This is a genomic window from Alistipes sp. (assembly GCF_048465635.1).
Classification (GTDB): Bacteria; Bacteroidota; Bacteroidia; order Bacteroidales; family Rikenellaceae; genus Alistipes.
Map to the genome: position 1 here is coordinate 37570 of NZ_DBFWLF010000005.1, position 19327 is coordinate 56896.

Sequence of the window (19327 nt, forward strand, 5' to 3'; positions counted from 1 at the left end):
TTGCGTTGTCCGGCTGCGGGGACGCACCCTCCGGCGCAAACCGGACCACGCGGCATGAGGTCGCCCTGCATCCGGCGGCAACCGTGGGCAACCTACCGCTTGCGGAAGTAGTTCACCGCGTTTTCGAACAGCGGCTGCCGTTTTTCGCCCGCAATGTTCCGGAAGAGGTTCCTTTCCCAGCGCTCCGTGTGGCCCATCTTGCCCAGAATCTGCCCGTCGCGCGAGACGATGCCCTCGATGGCGTAGTCCGAGCCGTTGGGGTTGAACGGCGCTTCGGCCGTCGGACGCCCCTGGGCATCGGCATATTGGAACGCCACCTGCCCGTTGGCGAAAAGCTCGCGGGCCAGCTCCTCGCTCACCACGAACTTGCCCTCCCCGTGGCTGACGGCGATGGCGTGCAGATCGCCCTTGCGGAAGCCCGCCAGCCAGGGCGAGTTGACCGACGCCACGCGCGTGGTTACGATCTGCGAGATATGACGGTTGATGTCGTTGCGGAAGAGCGTCGGCGACTCGGCCGTGACCGTTCCCAGCCGTCCGTAGGGCAGCAGGCCCGATTTGACCAGTGCCTGGAAACCGTTGCAGATGCCCAGGATCAGACCGCCGCGGTCGAGCAGGGCGTGTATCTCGTCGCGTATAACGTTGTTATTGAGTACGTTGACGATGAATTTGGCGCTTCCGTCGGGTTCGTCGCCCGCGGAGAAGCCGCCCGAGAGCACGAAGATGTGGCAGCGGCGGATATGCTCGCGCATCTGCCGGATCGAGCGCAGAATGTCGTCGCCCGCCAGGTTGCACAGCACGCTCGTCGTAACCTCGGCTCCCGCGCAGCGGAACGCCCGGGCGGTGTCGTAGTCGCAGTTGGTCCCGGGGAAGACGGGCAGGTAGGCCACCGGATGCTCCACCGCCTCGCCCGGATAGACGAACGCGCGGGGCGCGGGGTCGGAGGTCATCACCTCGGCGCGGTTGTCGCCCTTGTCGGGATAGATGGCAGCGAACTTTTCGGTATTGGCCCGGTACAGCGCTTCGAGCGGCATGCGCACGCCGTTGACGGTCAGCGCCTCATCGGCCACCGTGTAGCCGACCGGCTCGGCGCAGGGATATTCCGGCTCTCCGTCGTATTCGACCAGAATCGAGCCGTAGGCGCAGTCGTACAGTTTCGCCTCGTCGAAGGAGACCTCCGCACCGATTCCGTTTCCGAAAGCCATCTTGGCCAACCCCTCGGCCACGCCGCCGAAGCCCACCGACCAGGCGGAGAGAATCCGGCCCTCGGCGATCCGGTCGCTGACGAAAGCGAAGTTGCGTTTGAGCTGCGCCGTGTCGGGCATCCGGCTCGCAAGGGGCGTATGGCGGATCAGGCAGATGCGGCTGCCGGGACGCTTGAAGTCAGTAGAAATAAGCTGTCCCGCATCGGCCGTGGTGATGCCGAAAGCCATCAGCATCGGAGGCACGTTGATCTGCTGGAACGTCCCCGACATCGAGTCCTTACCACCGATGGAGGGAAGCCCCAGCTCCACCTGCATCTTCAGCGCACCGAGCAGCGCGCCGAGGGGCTTGCCCCACGAGGTAGCCTCACGCGTCATGCGCTCGAAATACTCCTGGTAGGAGTAGCGCATCCGCTCGTAGCGCGCACCCGCCGCCACGACCTTCGCCGCGGCTTCGACCACGGCATAGGCCGCGCCGTGGTAGGGGCTCCACGAGGCGAGGAACGGGTTGTAGCCGAAGGCCATGACGCTGGCCGTGTCGGTGTAGCCGCCGGTCGGGAGCTTCTGCGCCGAGACCTGCGTCTCGCTGCGCTGCGTGCGGCCGCCGAAGGGCATCAGCACCGTCGAGCGGCCGATCGAAGAGTCGAACATCTCCACCAGCCCCCGCTGCGAGAGGACGTTGCGGTCGCGCAGGTTGTTGGCGAAGCGCTCCGCAAGGCTATCCCCCGCAACCGTCCGCGCGAAGGGATCGCACTCCTCGACTGCGGCCACGACGGCCTCGGCGTAGTGTTTGGCTCCGGCGCTGTCGATAAATTCGCGGGCCAGGTCGACGATCCTGCGCCCCTTGCTGAACATGCGCATGCGGGCCGTGTCGGTCACGTCGGCCACCTCGACCGCCTCGATATTCTCTTCGCGGCAGTAGGCGAGCATCGCTTCGACGTCCTTCGCCTCGACCACCACGGCCATGCGCTCCTGCGACTCGCTGATCGCCAGTTCGGTGGCGTTCAGACCACTGTATTTGACGGGGACGCGGTCCAGATAGATGTCCAGCCCGTCGGCCAGCTCGCCGATGGCGACGCTCACGCCGCCGGCCCCGAAGTCGTTCGATTTCTTGATCAGGCGCGTCACCTCCGCACGGCGGAACAGCCGTTCGAGCTTGCGCTCCTCGGGGGCGTTGCCCTTCTGCACCTCGCTGCCGCACGTCTCGAGCGACCGCGCATCGTGCTCCTTCGACGAACCCGTCGCGCCGCCGATGCCGTCGCGTCCCGTGCGGCCACCCAGCAGGATAATCTTGTCGCCCGGCACAGGCTGCTCGCGGCGGACGTTCGCGGCTTTCACCGCACCCACCACGGCTCCAACTTCGAGCCGCTTGGCCACGTAACCGTCGTGATAGATCTCGCGCACGTGAGTCGTCGCCAGCCCGATCTGGTTGCCGTAGCTCGAATAGCCCGCGGCGGCCTTCTTCGAAATGACGCTCTGCGGCAGCTTGCCGGGCAGCGTTTCGGAGACGGGCTGCCAGATGTCGCCCGCGCCCGTGACGCGCATGGCCTGATAGACGTAGCTGCGGCCCGACAGCGGGTCGCGGATGGCCCCGCCCAGACAGGTCGAAGCGCCGCCGAAAGGCTCGATCTCGGTCGGGTGGTTATGGGTTTCGTTCTTGAACTGGAGCAGCCACCGCTCGGTTCGCCCGTCGACCTCGGCGTCGACGTAGATCGAACAGGCGTTGTTCTCGTCGCTCACCTCCAGGTCGTCCAGCAGCCCCCGCTCGCGCAGGTAACGCGCACCGATGGTAGCCATATCCATCAGGCAGATGCTCTTGTGCTCGCGGCCGAGTTCGCGGCGGATGCGCAGGTAGAGGGCCAGCGAATCCTCGATCTCCTCCTTGACGAACGACTCCTCGACCGTAATGCCCTCCAGCTCGGAGGTGAAGGTCGTGTGGCGGCAATGGTCGCTCCAGTAAGTATCCAGAATACGCAGCTCGGTCTGGTAAGGGTCGCGGCCCTCGGCGCGGAAGTAGCGCACCACCTCGCGCAGGTCGTCGGCGTTCATCGCCAGCCCCTGCTCCTTGCAGTAAGCCTCCAGCTGCGCATCGTCCAGCGCGCAGAACCCCTCCAGCACCGGGACCGGCTTCACCTCGGCCTGTTCCAGCTCGGTCAGCCGCCCGAGGTCCTTTTCGCGCGATTCGACGGCGTTGATCCAGTAGCGGCGGATGCGCGCCAGCTCCTCGTCGCTCACCCCGTCGTCGAAGATCAGCAGCCGGGCGGAGCGGATGCGCACGTCGGCCGCGGGGTCGATCAGCCGCACGCAGTCCTCGGCCGAGGCGGCGCGCTGGTCGAACTGGCCCGGCAGGCACTCCACGGCCAGGTACTTTCGGCCCTGCAGGTCGCACGCATCGGTCACCGTGTCGGTCACCGGCTCGCCGAAGACCGTATAGCGGCTCTTTTCCAGCAGTTCCGCGCTGAAGCCGAACAGGTCGTAGACGTTCAGCAGCCGCAGCCGCTCCAGCCGCAGGCCGAGGTTGGCATTCAGCTCGCGGCGCAGGCTCTCGGCCTCGACGCGGAAGCGGGGACGTTTCTCGACGAAAATTCGGTAGTTGGTATTCATGGGTCTTATCAGTTTCTTCGCTATTTTACAAACCGGTCGCTCCAGTTGCGCTCGAACTCCTCCTCCGTCATTCCGACGAAAGTGATGTGCCCCATCTTGCGCTTGGGGCGGCTTTCGGACTTGCCGTAGAGGTGGACGCAGACGTTCGGATGTCGCTCGGCAGCGATCCGGACGGCCGCTTCGAGGTCCTCGCCCAGGATGTTCTTCATCACGGTCGGAGCCGTCAGTTCGGGCCGATGCAGCGGCTCGCCCGCCAGGTAGCGGACCAGTTCGCGGAACTGGTTGGTCGTGCACCCCTCGATGGTGTAGTGGCCCGAATTGTGGGGGCGGGGAGCCATCTCGTTGAAATATATATCGTTACCTTTAACAAAGTATTCGATGGCCAGAATACCCCGGTAGCCGCAAGCGCGCATGAAGCGTTCGCTTTCGATGCGCATGCGGTCGAGCAGCGTCGGGTCCGCATCGGCGGGGACGATGCACCGGTCGAGAATCCCGTCGCGGTGGATGTTGCGCCCGACGGGAAAACTCACGACCTGCCGCCCGTCGGCCACCAGTACGACGCTGGCCTCGAAATCGAACGGCACGAACTCCTCCAGAATACAAGGTACGGACAAGAGTTCCCGCGCCCGCGCCAGGTCCGCTTCCTCGCGCAGCACGCATTGTCCGTGGCCGTCGTAGCCCAGCGTGCGGGTTTTCAGCACCGCGGGAAGCCCCAGCGTGCGGACGGCCGCCAGCAGCGAAGCCTCGTCGTTTACCGCCGCGAAGCGGGGCGTCAGCAACCCATGCTCGCGGGCATTTGTCTTCTCGCGCAGACGGTCCTGCGAATCGTACAGGGGCCGGTAACCCTGCGGGATGTTGTATTTTTCGCACAGGGGGACGAGAATCCCGCCCGGCACGTTTTCGAACTCGTAAGTCACCGCATCGCTGCGGCGGCACAGCTCCGCGAGCGCCTGCGCGTCGTCGAAGCGGGCGACGATATGCGCATCGCAGACGGCGAATGCCGGCGCATCGGCCGCCGGATCGAGGCAGATGGATTGCAGCCCCAGACAGTGCGCCTGCTCGGCGATCATCAGTCCCAGCTGACCGCCGCCGATAATGCCGATGGTCTTTACGGTTCGGTTCGTAATTGGGTTATTCATGCCAGTGCTTCCCTATAATAGGTTTTATGGGTTTGTTAAGCGGATCCCGACCGCCTGTACCTCGCGGCGTTCCGCCGCGTCTATAAGTCTGATCCACCCCCGCCCCCTCCCTCGGGAGGGGCGAAGAACCTCAGGTATAAATTTCTTCCTGCTCTGTTTTGCGGGCCTCGGAGCTGGGCGGGCCGCATTCGTTGCCTTGTTTTCGGCTGTCAAGCCGCGCGGGCCGCAGTGCTTCATTCCGTTTTCGACCTTTAGGTCGGCGGCCGCAGCCTCGCCCCGCGGAGGCCCAAAGGGATTATCGCCCCATGCGGTCTGACATTAACTTATCCTCTGCCAGCCACGACCGCCGAACGCTCGCGGCCTTTGGCCGCGTTCCCAAATCCGGCCCCACCCCGGCCCTCCCTCGGGGAGGGAGATGGCCGTACGATCCGCACGGCTGATGGAATTATCTTTCCCTAAACCGGTTTGTTTCCTCTTTCCCCAAAAGGGTCCGCCTCCTAAATCTCCGCTTTCAGGACGGCGGCGGTCTGCTCGCTGCGGAACGTCTCCAGCCGCTCGGCCAGTTGGGGATCGCTCAGCGCAAGGATCGACACCGCGATCAGCGCGGCGTTCTTCGCCCCATTGATCGCCGTGGTGGCCACCGGAACGCCCGCAGGCATCTGCACGATCGAGAGCAGCGAATCCAGCCCGTTGAGCGTCCGCGACTTAACCGGAACGCCCACCACGGGCAGCGTGGTCATCGAAGCCACCATGCCCGGCAGATGGGCCGCCCCGCCGGCTCCTGCGATAATGACTCCCAGACCGCGCTCGCGGGCCGTCTTGGCGTATTCGCACAACAGATCGGGCGTGCGGTGGGCGCTGACCACCCGTTTTTCGCAGGCAACGCCGAAATTCCTGAGCGTGGCGACCGCTTCGGCCATCACCTCGTAGTCGCTCACGGAACCCATAATCACTCCGACTTTCATCATCAGTTGATTTTAAATGCTAAAAAAGCAGACCGCCACGACATTCCGGTGTCATGGCGGTCTGGTAACTATCCGAGCATTCCGCGAACAGGCAGCTGATGCCCCCGGGTATGCGCGTTCCGGATTTGCGACTGCTCTCGGCAGGGCGACGAATAGAACGCAGCGGCCTGGCCCTGCTGTTTCTTTCGTTCGCGTTGGTCGAAATTACCGAGTGTAATCATCCAAATTCCGAATTAACCTAACGTTTGTGTCAAACAACGCTACAAAAGTAGCGCTTTCGGACCAACTTTCAAAATCGACGGGCAGATTCTATTGACAAATTATCGACAATCCATCCGCACACGCCGACGGGAAGCGAAAATTACGCATCCGCCCCAGAAGCGGACGGCTGCCCCGCGCTCCGCGGCTCAGCCCTCGACGGCCTCGGCCGTTTTCGCCTCCCCGGCGGTCGTGTCGGGATGGGTGAAGGGAACCAGCCACGTGCAGATAAAAGCCGGGAGGGTGGCCAGCAGCGCCCAAAGGAAGAACGCCCGGTAACCCACCGCATCGCTGATCAGACCGCTGATCATGCCGGGCAGCATCACCCCCAGGTTGGCCAACGCCGAACCGAAGGCGTAGTGCGCCATCTGGTGCTTGCCGGGGGCGACCTGCTGCATGATGAAGAGCGTCAGCCCCACGAAGCCGAAGCCGTAGCTGAAATATTCGAAGACGATCGCTCCGCACACCAGCACCGGGTTCGACGGCTGCGCCCACGCCAGCAGCGCGTAGACGGCGAACGGGACGTTGAAGATGCAGCACAGCGGGAAGAGTGCCCTGCGCAGGCCGCGCCACGAGATGAAGTAGCCGCCCAGGATCGAACCCACGATAAAGGCCACCACCCCGAACGTACCGTAATAAAGCCCGATTTCGCTCTTGGTGAGGCCCATGCCCTGATCGGCCACGGGGGCCTTGAGGAACAGCGGCACGATCTTGATGACCAGCCCCTCGGCGAAACGGTAGAAGACGATGAAAGCGATGTAGATCCAGATATAGCGTTTGCGGAAGAACTGCATGAACACCGACCACGTTTCGCGCATGGTCTCTCGGAAGCCGTCGGCGCTGGCCGTAGCCCCGCCGCCCGAGGGGAGCATCCGCAGGTGGTAAAGACCCAGCAGGATCAGAATGCCGCCGCAAAGGCCCATGATGGTCATCCAGGCGTAAAGCACGCCCACATGCTCCTCGAGCACTCCGGCCAGGTAGACCAGACCGCCCATGGCCGTGACCTTGGCGATGTTGTAGAAGGCCCCCTGCCAGCCGATGTACTGCGCCTGCTGCGTCTTGGACAGCTCGTGCATGTACACGCCGTCGAGCGCGATGTCGTGCGTCGCGCCGCTGAACGCGATCACGGCCATGATGGCTACGGCATAGGGGAAGAAATCGGGCAGCGGGAGCGCCATGGCCACCAGCGCCAGCGAGACGCCCGAGAGCAGCTGCGTGGTGACCACGAAGAACTTTTTGGTGCGGTACATCTCCATCAGGGGGCTCCAAAACGGCTTGAGCGACCAGGGCAGGATCAGCAGCGAGGTCCAGAAGGCGACCTGCGTGTCGCTGATTCCGAAGTCGTTGAACATGATCGGAGCCACCAAATTGAGCATGATCAGGGGCAGTCCCATGGCGAAATAGGCCGTCGGGACCCACCTCAGCGGCGAGGCTTTTCGGGAAGTTTGAGACATGGCGGGGTTTTCAGGTTAATAGCAAAAACGGCATAAAGGTAGCTTAAATCGGCAAAACGTCCAAGCGTGCGGCCCGTTTTATCTCGCCTTCGCCTCGCAGTAGGCGCAGCGGTAAATGCCGTCGGCCCCGCGGCGGAAGAGCTGATCCACATCCTCCGTAGCGGAGATGCAGCGGCGGTTCGGACATTCGTGCTCGTTGACCGAGAATGCCTCGCCGAAGACCGGCGTGCGGGCGTAGGGCCGGTTCTCGTCGGCCCAGCGCAGCAGCGTGAGGATCAGTGCCATGCGGACGAACTTGCCGTTTTCGACCTGCCGGAAGTAGGCCGCGCGCGGGTCGTTGTCCACCGCCCGCGTGATCTCGTTGACACGCGGCAGCGGGTGCAGGACGATCATATCCTTTCGGGCCGCCGCCAGCTTCGCGGGGTCAAGTACGAAGCTGTTCTTCACGCGGTCGAACTCCTCCTCGTCCAGAAAACGCTCCTTCTGCACGCGGGTCATGTAGAGAACGTCCAGCTCGGGCATCACCTCCTCCATCGTGCGCACCTCGCGGAACGTGAGCCGCGACGAGGCGCTCATCTCCTGGAGCATGTAGTCGGGCAGGCGCAGCTCCTCGGGCGAAATCAGCATAACCTCGATTCCCGAATAGCGCGAGAGGGCCTTGATGAGCGAGTGGACCGTGCGGCCGAACTTCAGATCGCCGCAAAAGCCGATCCTGAGGTTGTCGAAGCGGCCCTTTTCGCGCTTGATGGTCAGCAGGTCCGTGAGCGTCTGCGTGGGATGCGCGTGGCTGCCGTCTCCGGCGTTGATGACCGGAATGCCGGCGTACTGCGAGGCCACCAGCGGCGCCCCCTCCTTGAAGTGGCGCATGGCGATGATGTCCGCGAAGCAGCGGATCACGCGCACGGTGTCGGCCACGGTTTCGCCCTTCGAAACGGACGAGGAGGCCGCATCCGAGAAGCCGATCACCTCGCCGCCCAGCTCCAGCATCGCCGCGGTGAAACTCAGCCGTGTACGAGTGGAGGGTTCGTAAAAGAGCGTCGCCAGCTTTTTGCCACGGCACGCCTCGCTGTAAGCGGCGCGGTGGGCGATGATGTCCTCGGCCAGGGCCACGATCTGTTCGGTTTCCTCGACCGTAAGGTCGGTCGGGTCTATCAAGTGTCGCATGGTTGAATAGTTCGGGTTAATGAATATTTTCTTTAAGGTACTGGGGTTGGGTACTGCAATTCAAATCCGATCGCTGCTGCCCGCGGCCTCCGGCCGCGTATCCAAATCTGACCCGCCCCTAACTCCCCTCCTCGGAGGGGAGTTTAAATCACGTTGCAAAAGCTGAATCGCTGCGACTCCAGGAGCCGCGCGGGCCGCAGCCTCCGGGCACGGAGGCCCGCCGGTCGCATCCCTCCGCAGGCTGCCGCCCGGCTTGCCGCGCCGTTCCGTCCGCTCCCATGAAAGGGGCTTGCGGCAGGAATCCGGCGGTCGCTACCGGACCATCCAGCTCTCGTCGGACGGATTGTCGCGGAATCGGAGCAGCCGCGCCTTGTCCTCCGGCGCGATATACCCCTCGGCGGCGGCGACTTCGACCAGCGCATCGAGGTTCGAAAGGCTGTAATTGGTCACTTTGGCCTCTTTCAGCCGGTCGAGCCCCTTCTGCATGCCATAGGTGAAGATCGAGGCCACGCCCAGCACCTCGGCTCCCGCCTCGCGCAGCGCCTCGACCACCTCGATGCACGACCCGGCGGTCGAAATCAGGTCCTCGATGACCACCACTTTCTGCCCCCGCTCCAGCCGGCCTTCAATCTGGTTGCCGCGGCCGTGGTCCTTCGAACCCGACCGGACATACCCCATCGGCAGATCGAGGAGCGTTGCCGTAATGGCGGCATGGGCGATCCCGGCCGTGGAGGTTCCCATCAGCACCTCGACTTCGGGAAATTTCGTGCGGACGATTTCGGCCAAGCCCGCCTCAACGTGTTTGCGCACTTCGACCGCCGTGAGCGTCAGGCGGTTGTCGCAGTAGATCGGGCTTTTGATGCCGCTGGCCCAGGTGAACGGCTGCCCGGGGCGCAGGAACACCGCGCCGATCGAGAGCAGGTCTTTTGCAATAGCTTTCTCCATCTTATTCTTGTTTTTCGGTTTTCAGTCGTTCGGCCGCCCAGCGCACCCACTCGTCGACGTTATCCGTCAGGCTGTCGGGCAGCGGCAGCGGGATGCGCACGTCGGGCGCAATGCCGTCGCGGTCGATGCCGCGCCCCTCGGCTACGCGATAGGAGCGGGTCATGGGGATCATACACGAGATTTTACAGCACGGGAGGTCGACGCGGCGGAGGTTCGAGAAATCGAGGCAACCCAACGTATTGTCCCGTCCGTAGATCGTCGTGCGGGAACTGCAGGCCCGCACGTCGAGCACGAACTGTTCGCCCGACGAAGCGACGCATCCGTCGATGATGACTCCGGCACGGCGCGGCAGCGGAGCCACCGAATCGAAGCGGATCGCAAAGTCCTCGTCCGCGAGGAGCGGAATGAACTCCGTGCGCGCCACGGAGAGCGAGTCGGCCAGTGCGGCGAGCCAGGTTGTGCCGGGCTGCTGGGCGGCAATCTGCCGGATAGCGGCGCAGCTTCCGGGCGACACGCGCACCTCCACGCCGTCGGTCTCGCCTTCGTGGTCGTAGAGCAGCTCCAGAAGCGGCTGGTAGACCCTGTCGTTGCCGCCGCCGTTGCCGCGCAGATCGACGATCAGCCGTTCGCACCCCGAGCGGCGGTAGCTTTCAGCGGCGTCCCGGACCCATGCGATCCGGTCGTCGTCCATTTCGAACGACGGCACGCGGATCAGAAACGTATCGTCGTCCACGCGGCAGGCCACCTGCTGCGGAGCAAACCCCTCGCCGTAATCGGGTATCGACTTTACGCGGTAGGCATCCGAGAACGAGGCGCAGCGCAGGTGTATGTCCTCGAACCAACCCATGTATTCGGCCACGGCATCGTAGCCCGAGCGTCCCTTCTGCCGCACGTCGCCGCGCAGCCGCGTTTTCAGCGTCTCGTAATCGGCACGGGTACGGTCGCAGACCTTGTCCGGGAATCCGGCATAAGAGGCTTCGACCTCGCCTATGGCAAACTCCAGATCGAGCGAATCGCGGTTCTGCGCCCCGGCCCACGCGAGGCCGCACACAGCGGTCAGGTTCAGCAAAATTTTCGTCAGTTTCTTCATGGGTTCGGATTTTCAGCATTCGTTATTCGAGGGTCTTGCGCAGCACGGCCTCCACCTCCTCGGGGCAGATGCCGCCCTCGTGGGCCTTCACCCCGTCGGCGTAGAACGTGGGCACGTAGTTTGTCGGTTTTCAGTCGTTCGGCCGCCCAGCGCACCCACTCGTCGACGTTATCCGTCAGGCTGTCCGGCAGCGGCAGGGGGATGCGCACGTCGGGCGCAATGCCGTCGCGGTCGATGCCACGCCCGGACGCAACGCGCAGCGAGCGGGTCACGGGAAGGGTCATCCAGCGGGCCGTGTCGCTGGGGAAATAGAGTATTTCACAGTTCGAATAGTCGAGACATCCCAGCGTGTTGTCCTGCCCGCAGACGGTCGTCCGGCGGCTGCAGGCACGCAGCTCAAGGGTCAGCTGCTCGGCCGACGAGGCTACGCAGCCGTCGATGAGCAGCGCCGCGCGGCGGGGCAGCGGCGAGATGCTGTCGTACCGGATGCGGTAGGTCGGCCGTCCGCTGCCGAGAAACGATCCGGCAGGCATCCGCTCCATCTGCGCGATCTTCGCGCGTCCCCGCTCCGTATCGCCGGCGAACTCCCGCACGTGGGCGACGGCCACGTCCGACACGCGGTACTCCATATTGTCGAGTTCGTTTTCGCGGTCCCAGAGCAGGCGCAACAGCGGCTCGTAGGCGCTGTCGCTCCCGCCCCTGTTGCCGCGGATGTCGAGGACGAGGTTCGCACAGCCCGATGCCAGATAGGCCCCGACCGCCGCCCGCACTTCGTCGTTCTGGGCGTCGGTCAGGTCGCACGACGGGAAGCGGATCAGGTAGGTGTCGGCATCCACCCGGCAATGAATGAGCTGCGGGGCGTAACGCTTCATCCGCGCGGCATAGTCCGTCGCGCGGCGCTGCGACTTGGGTCGGTATGCCTCGACGCCGGGCGTTCGGAGGTGCGAATCGTCGAACCATCCGAGGTATTCGGCCACGGCTTCGCCCGCATCGCGGCCCGCGGCGACCTCCTCCTGCAGGCGCGCTTTCAGCGTGGCGTATTCCTCTCCGCGGTCCGCCGTCTTGTCGGGATAGCCGGCATAGGCCCGCTCGACAACCCCGACCGCAAAGTCCAGATCGGACACAGTGCCCCCGGCCGGGGTCTGTGCCCCGGCCCACGCGAGGCCGCACACGGCGGCCGCGGTCAGCAACCCGATCGACACTCTCTTCATCCGAGTTTCCGGTTTTCGGCAGCCGCTATTCGAGCGCCCGACGCAGCACGGCCTCTACCTCGTCGGGGTAGATGCCGCCCTCGTGGACCTTCACCCCGTCGACGTAGAACGTGGGCACATAGTAGTAGTCGAACCTGTCGGCCACGTCGGGCTGCTCCGACTCCTCGATCATTTCGATCTCGACGGCGGCCAGCTCCGCGTGGGCGGCTTTCGCCTCCTCGATGTAACGCAGCGCCTTCTTGCAGAAGGGGCAGGTTTTCAGGTAGAAAAGTTTTACCGGTTTCATGCGGTTCGGTTTTAAGGTCGTTCGTTATCCGACGAACTCGGAGAGGCATCTGCGGTACGCCGCCACCGGGTCCGGCGCTGCCGTGATCGGCCGGCCCACGACGATCAGGTCGGAGCCGATCTCCCGGGCGCGGGCGGGCGTGGTGATGCGCACCTGATCCGCTGCATCGCCGTCTGCAAATCGCACGCCGGGCGTGACGGTCAGGAACTCCCGTCCGCAGGCTTTGTGGACCATGCCCGCCTCGAGCGGCGAACAGACCACCCCGTCCAGCCCCGCTTCGCGCGCGTTGCGGGCGTATTGCACAATGGTCTCTTCCATCGAAGCGCCGATCAGCAGTTCGCGCTGCATGCGCTCCTCGCTCGTGGAGGTGAGCTGCGTGACAGCGATCAGCAGCGGGCGCGTGCCGTCCGCGCGCGTGAGGCCCTCGCGGGCGGCGCGCATCATCTCGACGGTCCCGGCGGCGTGGACGTTGCACATATCCACATCGAGCCGCGACAGCACGGCCATCGCCTTACGGACCGTATTGGGAATGTCGTGCAGCTTCAGATCGAGGAAGATGCGGTGGCCGCGGCGCTTGATCTCGCGGACGATGGCGGGTCCCTCGGCATAGTAAAGCTCCATGCCGATCTTCAGAAAGGGTTTGCGCGGCTCGTAGCGGAACAGGTCGAGAAATTCGAAAGTCTCTTCCGCCGACTTGAAGTCGCAGGCAATGATTACGTCGTGTTGCATATGGGTGTTATTTAGTCTTTTTTCGGTTGTTATCGGTCTTGCCCGGGCAAGACCGGCAGCCCGAAGCCTCCGGCTGCGGAGGGCTGCATTTCATTTCGCCTCCGCAGGCTTCGGGCCGAAGAATCACACGATACCGATAATATCGCTCAGCCGCCCGATCCCCAGCCGCTCCATCTCGGCGGGCAGCGCCTCGACGATCTCTTTCGACGCGTAGGGGTTGACCAGGTTCGCCGCACCGACCTCGACGGCCGTCGCCCCCGCCATCATCATCTCGATCACGTCGCGGGCCGATTGCACGCCCCCGCACCCGATAACGGGCACGGAGCACGCCTTGGCCACCTGGTAGACCATCCGCACGGCCACCGGGAAGATCGCCGGACCCGAAAAGCCGCCCATCCCGTTGGCGATGACCGCGCGGCGCCAGACCATGTCGATGCGCATGCCGAGCATGGTATTTATCAGGCAGATACCGTCCGCCCCGGCCTCGACGCAGGCGCGGGCGATCGCAACGATGTCCGTGACGTTGGGCGAGAGCTTGATGTAGACGGGTTTGGTCGTAACGGCCTTCACCGCACGGGTCACCTCGGCCGCCGCCTCGGGCGACGTGCCGAACGACATACCCCCGTGCCGCACGTTGGGGCACGAGACATTGACCTCGATCAGTCCGACCTGCTCCTCCCGGTCGATCCGCTCGCAACAGTAGGCATACTCCTCGACCGAGAAGCCCGAGATGTTGGCGATGACGGGCTTATGGAAAAAGGTCCCGAGCCGCGGCAGCTCCTCCGCAATCACGGCGTCGATGCCGGGATTCTGCAGCCCCACGGCGTTGATCATCCCCGCCGTGCACTCGGCGATGCGGGGCGTCGGGTTGCCGAAGCGCGGCTCGCGCGTGGTTCCCTTGAACGAGAACGACCCGAGGATGTTCAGATCATAAAAATCCTTGAACTCGTTGCCGTAGCCGAACGTCCCGCTGGCCGGGATAACCGGATTGTCGAGCCGAAGGCCGCTGAGTGTGACCGAAGTATCTATCATCACCGTTTCGATTTGTACTACATTTCGCTTCCGATCGCTTCGCACAGCCCCCCCCCAGGCTGTTTTACAAGTCTGACCCTCCCCCAACCCCCTCCCCGGAGGGGATTAAGTCGCCTCGCGCAACAGCCGACGCAACCGGTCAAACCCGACAGATTATGCACTACCAGACAATTTCATCTTTGGTAAGCACCGGTCCCTCCCTGCAAATGCGCTTGGGCCCGTCTTTGGTTTGGCACGAGCAGCCCATGCAGCCGCCGAAGCCGCACCCCATGCGCTCCTCGAAGGAGAGCTGCCCGTCCTGCGCGACCCGTTCGCACAAGGCCCGCAGCATCGGCAGCGGTCCGCAGGCGTAGAAGTAGTCGAAATCGGGACATTCGGCAGCGATCGCGTCGGTCACGAAGCCCCGAACGCCCGCCGATCCGTCGGCGGTGGCGACGACAGTCGTGCACCCCAGCGCGCGGAACTCGTCGGCGTAGAACACCTCCTGCGCAGTGTTGAACCCCAGCACGATCTGCACCCGACGCCCCGCGGCCAGCAAGGTCTTCGCCAGGTTGTAGAGCGGCGGCACGCCCACGCCGCCCCCGACCAGCAGGGGACGCTGCGCGGCATCGACCACGGAGAAGCCGTTGCCCAGCCCGGTCAGCAGGTCCAGCTGCGCACCGGGGATCATCCGGCTCATCTGCGACGTGCCCTCGCCCACTACCTTATAGACCAGCGTAATCGTCTCCCCGTCGTAGTCGCAGACCGAGATCGGCCGGCGCAGGTAGTGCCCGTCGAGCGCGATGTCGACGAACTGCCCGGGCGCGGCGATCCACTGCGTGTCGCCCGCAAGGGTCATGCGCCAAACCGAAGCCGTCAGCGGCTCGTTCCTGAGGATTTTATAGAGACCTTTCTTGTACATTATTCCTCTTTCGATTCTTCATCTTCGGCGGCTGCGGGGATCGCCTTCCGGCGCTGCGCGTCGCGGTTGTCTTAGCTATTTTGAATCAATGGTTGAAACGCGCAGCGTGATCTCCTCCAAAACGTCGAGCAGCACCTTCACCGTTTCGAGCGCCGTAAAGACCGTCACGTTGTTCTCGACGGCCGTTCGGCGGATCTCGTAACCGTCCAGCCGGGTGTTGTGCTGGTTGATGTCGATCGTGTTGATGACGTAGCTGACATGCCCCTGCCGGAGCGATTCGATGATCTCGTTGCTGCCCTCGTTGAGCTTGCGGCGCGTGCGGGTGCGGATGCCGTGCTCGCGCAGGAACTCCGCCGTGCCGGTCGTAGCCTCGATGTTGAAGCCCAGGTCGTAGAACCGCTGTACGAGCGGCAGCGCCTGCTCCTTGTCGTGGTCGGCGATCGTGACGAAGATCGTTCCGTAGTTCGACACGTGCATGCCCGTGGCCTGCAGCGCCTTGTAGAGCGCGCGGGTGAGCTTGTCGTCGTAGCCGATCGCCTCGCCCGTCGACTTCATCTCGGGCGAGAGGTAGCTGTCCATGCCGCGGATCTTGGCGAACGAGAAGGCCGGCGCCTTGACGTACCAGCGCTCCTTCTCCCGGCCGTAGACCTCCGTGATGCCCTGCTCGCGCAGCGAGCGGCCCAGGATGACCTGCGTGGCGATATGGGCCATCTGCACGCCGGTGGATTTGGAGAGGAACGGCACGGTGCGCGACGAACGGGGGTTGACCTCGATGACGTAAACCTCGTCGTTCCCGTCGAGGATGAACTGGATGTTGTAAAGTCCGACGATGCCGATGCGCAGCCCCAGCCGGACCGTATAGTCGATGATCTTGCGCCTGGCCTCGTCGCTCACGCTGAAGGTGGGATAGACGCTGATCGAGTCGCCCGAGTGGATGCCCGTGCGCTCGACGTGCTCCATGATGCCGGGGATGAAGACGTCCCTGCCGTCGCAGATGGCGTCCACCTCCAGCTCCTTGCCCATGATGTAGCGGTCGACCAGCACCGGCGAATCGTCGTTGACCTCCACGGCGGTCTGGAGGTAGTGGCGCAGCCGCTCCTCGTTCGAGACGATCTGCATGGCGCGGCCGCCCAGCACGTAGCTCGGGCGCACCAGCACCGGATAGCCGATGCGCGCGGCGGCCCGCACGCCCGACTCGATGTCGGTCACCGCCTCGGCCTCGGGCTGGGGGATGCCCAACTCCTCCATGATCTTCTCGAAGCAGCCGCGGTCCTCGGCGTTGCGGATCGCCTCCGTATCGGTTCCGATGATCGGCACGCCCAGCGCCGCGAGCGGTTCGGCCAGGTTGATGGCCGTCTGCCCGCCGAGCGAGACGACGATGGCTTTCGGGTTTTCGAGGTGGATGACGTTCATCACGTCCTCGACGGTCAGCGGCTCGAAGTAGAGCTTGTCGCTGGTGGTGTAGTCCGTCGATACGGTCTCGGGGTTGTTGTTGATGATGATCGCCTCGTAGCCCGCCTCGCGGATCGACCAGATGGCGTGCACGGTCGAGTAGTCGAACTCGACCCCCTGTCCGATGCGGATCGGACCCGAACCCAGCACGACGATCTTCTGCTTGTCGCTCACTTTCGACTCGTTCTCCTCTTCGTAGGTCGAGTAGAAGTAGGGCACGTAGGAGGCGAACTCGCTGGCGCAGGTATCGATCATCTTGTAGACGGGGAAGATGCCGTTGCGCTCCCTGAGGCGGTACATCTCCTGCTCGCCAAGGCCCCACAGCCGGCCGATGTACTTGTCGCTGAATCCCATGCGCTTGGCGTCGCGCAGGGTCTCCACGTCGAGCGGGTGTTCCCGCACGACGGTCTCGAACTCGACGATGTTCTTGAACTTCTCCAGGAAGAACAGGTCGATCTTGGTGCGGTTGTAGATCAGCACCAGGTCGACCCCGTTGCGGATGAGCTGCGCGATGGCGTAGAGCCGGTCGTCGGTCCCCTCCTGGATGTAGGCCAGCAGCCGGTCGTTCGACCAGTCGTCGAACTTGCGGTGGTGGATGTGGCAGACGCCCGTTTCGAGCGAGCGGACCGCTTTGAGCAGCGACTCCTCGATGGTGCGCCCCACGGCCATCACCTCGCCCGTAGCCTTCATCTGCGTGCCGAGCTTGTTGGAGGCGTCGGAGAACTTATCGAACGGAAAGCGGGCGATCTTGGTCACCACATAGTCGAGCGTCGGTTCGAACGAGGCGGGGGTGTTGGCCAGCCGGATTTCATCGAGGGTCAGGCCCACGGCGATCTTGGCGCTCACGCGGGCGATCGGATAGCCCGAAGCCTTCGACGCCAGCGCCGACGAGCGCGACACGCGGGGGTTGACCTCGATCAGGTAGTATTTGAACGAGAGGGGGTCCAAGGCGAACTGCACGTTGCAGCCCCCCTCGATCTTCAGTTCGCGGATGATCTTCAGCGCCGAGTCGCGCAGCATCTGATACTCGCGGTTGGTGAGCGTCTGGCTCGGGGCCACCACGATCGAGTCGCCCGTGTGGATGCCCACCGGGTCGATGTTCTCCATGTTGCAGATGGCGATGGCCGTGTCGTTGCTGTCGCGGATCACCTCGTACTCAATCTCTTTGTAGCCCTTGATGCTCTTCTCGATCAGGACCTGATGCACGGGCGAGAGAAAGAGCGCGTTGCGCATCATTTCGCGCAGCTCGGTCTCGTCGTCGGCGAAGCCGCCCCCCGTGCCGCCCAGCGTGAAGGCGGGGCGCAGCACCACCGGATAACCGATGCGTGCGGCCACGGCGGCGCCCTCCTCGATCGAAGTGGCGATCTCGGACGGCAGCACCGGCTCGCCCAACGACTGGCACAGCTCCTTGAACAGTTCGCGGTCCTCGGCCCGCTCGATCGACTCGAACGTCGTGCCCAGAATCTCGACCTGGCACTCCTCCAGAATGCCCTTCTTGGCCAGCTGCACCGCCAGGTTCAGCCCCGTCTGGCCGCCCAATCCCGGCACGATGGCGTCGGGACGCTCGTAGCGGATGATCTTGGCGACGTACTCCAGCGTCAGCGGTTCCATGTAAACCTTGTCGGCGATGTGCGTATCGGTCATGATCGTGGCGGGGTTCGAATTGACCAGCACCACCTCGTAGCCCTCCTCGCGCAGGGCCATGCATGCCTGCGTGCCCGCATAGTCGAACTCGGCGGCCTGCCCGATGACGATCGGCCCGGAGCCGATAACCATTACCTTGCTGATATCCTTTCTCTTAGGCATTTTTATGCTCCTCCATCATTTGAATGAACTTTTCGAACAGGCAGGCGCTATCCTGCGGTCCCGGCGCACTCTCGGGGTGATACTGCACCGAGAATACCTTGTCGGCGGCGCACTCGACACCCTCAGCCGTGTTGTCCAGCAGGTTGATGTGCGTGAGGGTCAGCCCCGTACCCCGCAGCGAATCGATGTCCACGGCGTAGCTGTGGTTCTGGCTCGTAATCTCGATCTTTCCCGTCGAGAGGCACTTCACGGGGTGGTTGCCGCCGCGGTGGCCGAACTTCATCTTGAAAGTCTTCGCCCCGTAGGCCAGCGCCACCATCTGGTGTCCCATGCAGATGCCGAAGATGGGCAGCCGTCCGCGCAGCGCGCGCACCCGCTCGATCACCGGCTCGACGTCGGTCGGATCGCCCGGCCCGTTGGAGAGGAAGATGCCGTCGGGTCGGAAGGCGAGAATCTCTTCGAGCGAGGCATCGTAGGGGACCACCGTCACGTTGCACCCCATGCCGTTCAGGCAGCGGATGATGTTGTACTTGATGCCGCAGTCGATGGCCACCACGTCGTAGCGGTGGTTGGGCGTGCGCGAAAACCAGCGTTTCTTGCAGCTCACGCGGGCCACCATGTCGCGCGGGAGGGTGTATTCGCGCAGTTTGCGCATCGCCTCCTCGCGGGGCGTGGCGGCGTCGGTGATGATGACCTTCTGGCTCCCCTCGTCGCGGATGATGCGCGTGAGCGTGCGGGTGTCGATGCCCCAGACGGCGGGGATGTCCAGCTCCTCGAACACCTCGTTGAGCGTGCGCGTGTAGCGGAAGTTCGAAGGGATGTCGTTGTATTCGCGCACGATCATGCCCCCGATGGTCGGGAATTTGGTTTCGTAATCCTCCTCGGCCGTGCCGTAGTTGCCGATCAGCGGGTAGGTCATCACCACCGTCTGGCCGGTATAGGAGGGGTCGGACATGATCTCCTGATAGCCCACCATCGAGGTGTTGAAGACGATCTCGTTGATCGCCTCCCGGTCCACGCCGAAGCCGTAGCCGTAGAACTCCCGGCCGTTCTCCAGGACGATCTTCTTGGTATATGCTTTCATCGTTATCT

The 19327-nt window shown here is 63.9% G+C and carries 14 protein-coding genes; all 14 read right to left on the reverse strand.

Annotation, left to right across the window (positions count from 1 at the left end; translation table 11 throughout):
- Positions 1-92: 92 nt before the first annotated feature.
- Positions 93-3803: a phosphoribosylformylglycinamidine synthase gene (locus tag ACMO9O_RS01110; protein WP_418981783.1), complete on the reverse strand. Its 3711-nt coding sequence runs from the start codon at positions 3801-3803 to the stop codon at positions 93-95.
- 20 nt (positions 3804-3823) lie between these two features.
- Positions 3824-4942 carry a 5-(carboxyamino)imidazole ribonucleotide synthase gene (purK, locus tag ACMO9O_RS01115; RefSeq protein WP_418981784.1) on the reverse strand — a complete coding sequence of 373 codons (1119 nt, stop codon included), beginning with the start codon at positions 4940-4942 and terminating at the stop codon, positions 3824-3826.
- Between the two features lie 497 nt (positions 4943-5439).
- On the reverse strand, positions 5440-5913 hold the full coding sequence (gene purE / locus ACMO9O_RS01120) for a 5-(carboxyamino)imidazole ribonucleotide mutase (RefSeq protein ID WP_418982127.1): 474 nt from the start codon (positions 5911-5913) through the stop codon (positions 5440-5442).
- 401 nt (positions 5914-6314) lie between these two features.
- On the reverse strand, positions 6315-7619 hold the full coding sequence (locus ACMO9O_RS01125; protein ID WP_418981785.1) for an MFS transporter: 1305 nt from the start codon (positions 7617-7619) through the stop codon (positions 6315-6317).
- A 78-nt stretch (positions 7620-7697) separates the two neighbouring features.
- A complete protein-coding gene (gene pyrB / locus ACMO9O_RS01130) occupies positions 7698-8783 on the reverse strand; it encodes an aspartate carbamoyltransferase (RefSeq protein WP_418981786.1) in 1086 nt (361 codons plus the stop codon).
- Positions 8784-9095: 312 nt separating this feature from the next.
- On the reverse strand, positions 9096-9728 hold the full coding sequence (pyrE, locus tag ACMO9O_RS01135; RefSeq protein ID WP_418981787.1) for an orotate phosphoribosyltransferase: 633 nt from the start codon (positions 9726-9728) through the stop codon (positions 9096-9098).
- Position 9729: 1 nt separating this feature from the next.
- Entirely contained in the window at positions 9730-10818 is a 1089-nt protein-coding gene (locus tag ACMO9O_RS01140; protein WP_418981788.1) for a S41 family peptidase, read from the reverse strand.
- Positions 10815-12029 (reverse strand): S41 family peptidase, encoded by a 1215-nt coding sequence (locus tag ACMO9O_RS01145; RefSeq protein WP_418981789.1) that lies wholly within the window; start codon positions 12027-12029, stop codon positions 10815-10817. Before ACMO9O_RS01145 ends, ACMO9O_RS01140 begins: the two co-directional genes overlap by 4 nt.
- A gap of 25 nt (positions 12030-12054) precedes the next feature.
- A complete protein-coding gene (locus ACMO9O_RS01150) occupies positions 12055-12315 on the reverse strand; it encodes a glutaredoxin domain-containing protein (protein WP_418981790.1) in 261 nt (86 codons plus the stop codon).
- A gap of 24 nt (positions 12316-12339) precedes the next feature.
- The gene (gene pyrF / locus ACMO9O_RS01155; RefSeq protein WP_418981791.1) at positions 12340-13044 is read right to left on the reverse strand and encodes an orotidine-5'-phosphate decarboxylase; all 705 of its coding nucleotides are present in this window, start codon (positions 13042-13044) and stop codon (positions 12340-12342) included.
- 123 nt (positions 13045-13167) lie between these two features.
- Positions 13168-14076 carry a dihydroorotate dehydrogenase gene (locus ACMO9O_RS01160; protein WP_418981792.1) on the reverse strand — a complete coding sequence of 303 codons (909 nt, stop codon included), beginning with the start codon at positions 14074-14076 and terminating at the stop codon, positions 13168-13170.
- A gap of 160 nt (positions 14077-14236) precedes the next feature.
- Positions 14237-14977 carry a dihydroorotate dehydrogenase electron transfer subunit gene (locus tag ACMO9O_RS01165; protein WP_418981793.1) on the reverse strand — a complete coding sequence of 247 codons (741 nt, stop codon included), beginning with the start codon at positions 14975-14977 and terminating at the stop codon, positions 14237-14239.
- 75 nt (positions 14978-15052) lie between these two features.
- Positions 15053-18235, reverse strand: a complete 3183-nt coding sequence (gene carB, locus ACMO9O_RS01170; RefSeq protein WP_418981794.1) for a carbamoyl-phosphate synthase large subunit — start codon at positions 18233-18235, stop codon at positions 15053-15055.
- On the reverse strand, positions 18228-19319 hold the full coding sequence (carA, locus tag ACMO9O_RS01175) for a glutamine-hydrolyzing carbamoyl-phosphate synthase small subunit (RefSeq protein ID WP_418981795.1): 1092 nt from the start codon (positions 19317-19319) through the stop codon (positions 18228-18230). Before carA ends, carB begins: the two co-directional genes overlap by 8 nt.
- Positions 19320-19327: the final 8 nt, after the last annotated feature.

What these genes read in the sequence shown, in the direction of transcription:
- ACMO9O_RS01110 (WP_418981783.1), bottom strand. Translation starts at nt 3,803, where the DNA reads ATGAATACCAACTACCGAATTTTCGTCGAGAAACGTCCCCGCTTCCGC.
- purK (WP_418981784.1), bottom strand. Translation starts at nt 4,942, where the DNA reads ATGAATAACCCAATTACGAACCGAACCGTAAAGACCATCGGCATTATC.
- ACMO9O_RS01125 (WP_418981785.1), bottom strand. Translation starts at nt 7,619, where the DNA reads ATGTCTCAAACTTCCCGAAAAGCCTCGCCGCTGAGGTGGGTCCCGACG.
- pyrB (WP_418981786.1), bottom strand. Translation starts at nt 8,783, where the DNA reads ATGCGACACTTGATAGACCCGACCGACCTTACGGTCGAGGAAACCGAA.
- pyrE (WP_418981787.1), bottom strand. Translation starts at nt 9,728, where the DNA reads ATGGAGAAAGCTATTGCAAAAGACCTGCTCTCGATCGGCGCGGTGTTC.
- ACMO9O_RS01140 (WP_418981788.1), bottom strand. Translation starts at nt 10,818, where the DNA reads ATGAAGAAACTGACGAAAATTTTGCTGAACCTGACCGCTGTGTGCGGC.
- ACMO9O_RS01145 (WP_418981789.1), bottom strand. Translation starts at nt 12,029, where the DNA reads ATGAAGAGAGTGTCGATCGGGTTGCTGACCGCGGCCGCCGTGTGCGGC.
- ACMO9O_RS01150 (WP_418981790.1), bottom strand. Translation starts at nt 12,315, where the DNA reads ATGAAACCGGTAAAACTTTTCTACCTGAAAACCTGCCCCTTCTGCAAG.
- pyrF (WP_418981791.1), bottom strand. Translation starts at nt 13,044, where the DNA reads ATGCAACACGACGTAATCATTGCCTGCGACTTCAAGTCGGCGGAAGAG.
- ACMO9O_RS01160 (WP_418981792.1), bottom strand. Translation starts at nt 14,076, where the DNA reads ATGATAGATACTTCGGTCACACTCAGCGGCCTTCGGCTCGACAATCCG.
- ACMO9O_RS01165 (WP_418981793.1), bottom strand. Translation starts at nt 14,977, where the DNA reads ATGTACAAGAAAGGTCTCTATAAAATCCTCAGGAACGAGCCGCTGACG.
- carB (WP_418981794.1), bottom strand. Translation starts at nt 18,235, where the DNA reads ATGCCTAAGAGAAAGGATATCAGCAAGGTAATGGTTATCGGCTCCGGG.
- carA (WP_418981795.1), bottom strand. Translation starts at nt 19,319, where the DNA reads ATGAAAGCATATACCAAGAAGATCGTCCTGGAGAACGGCCGGGAGTTC.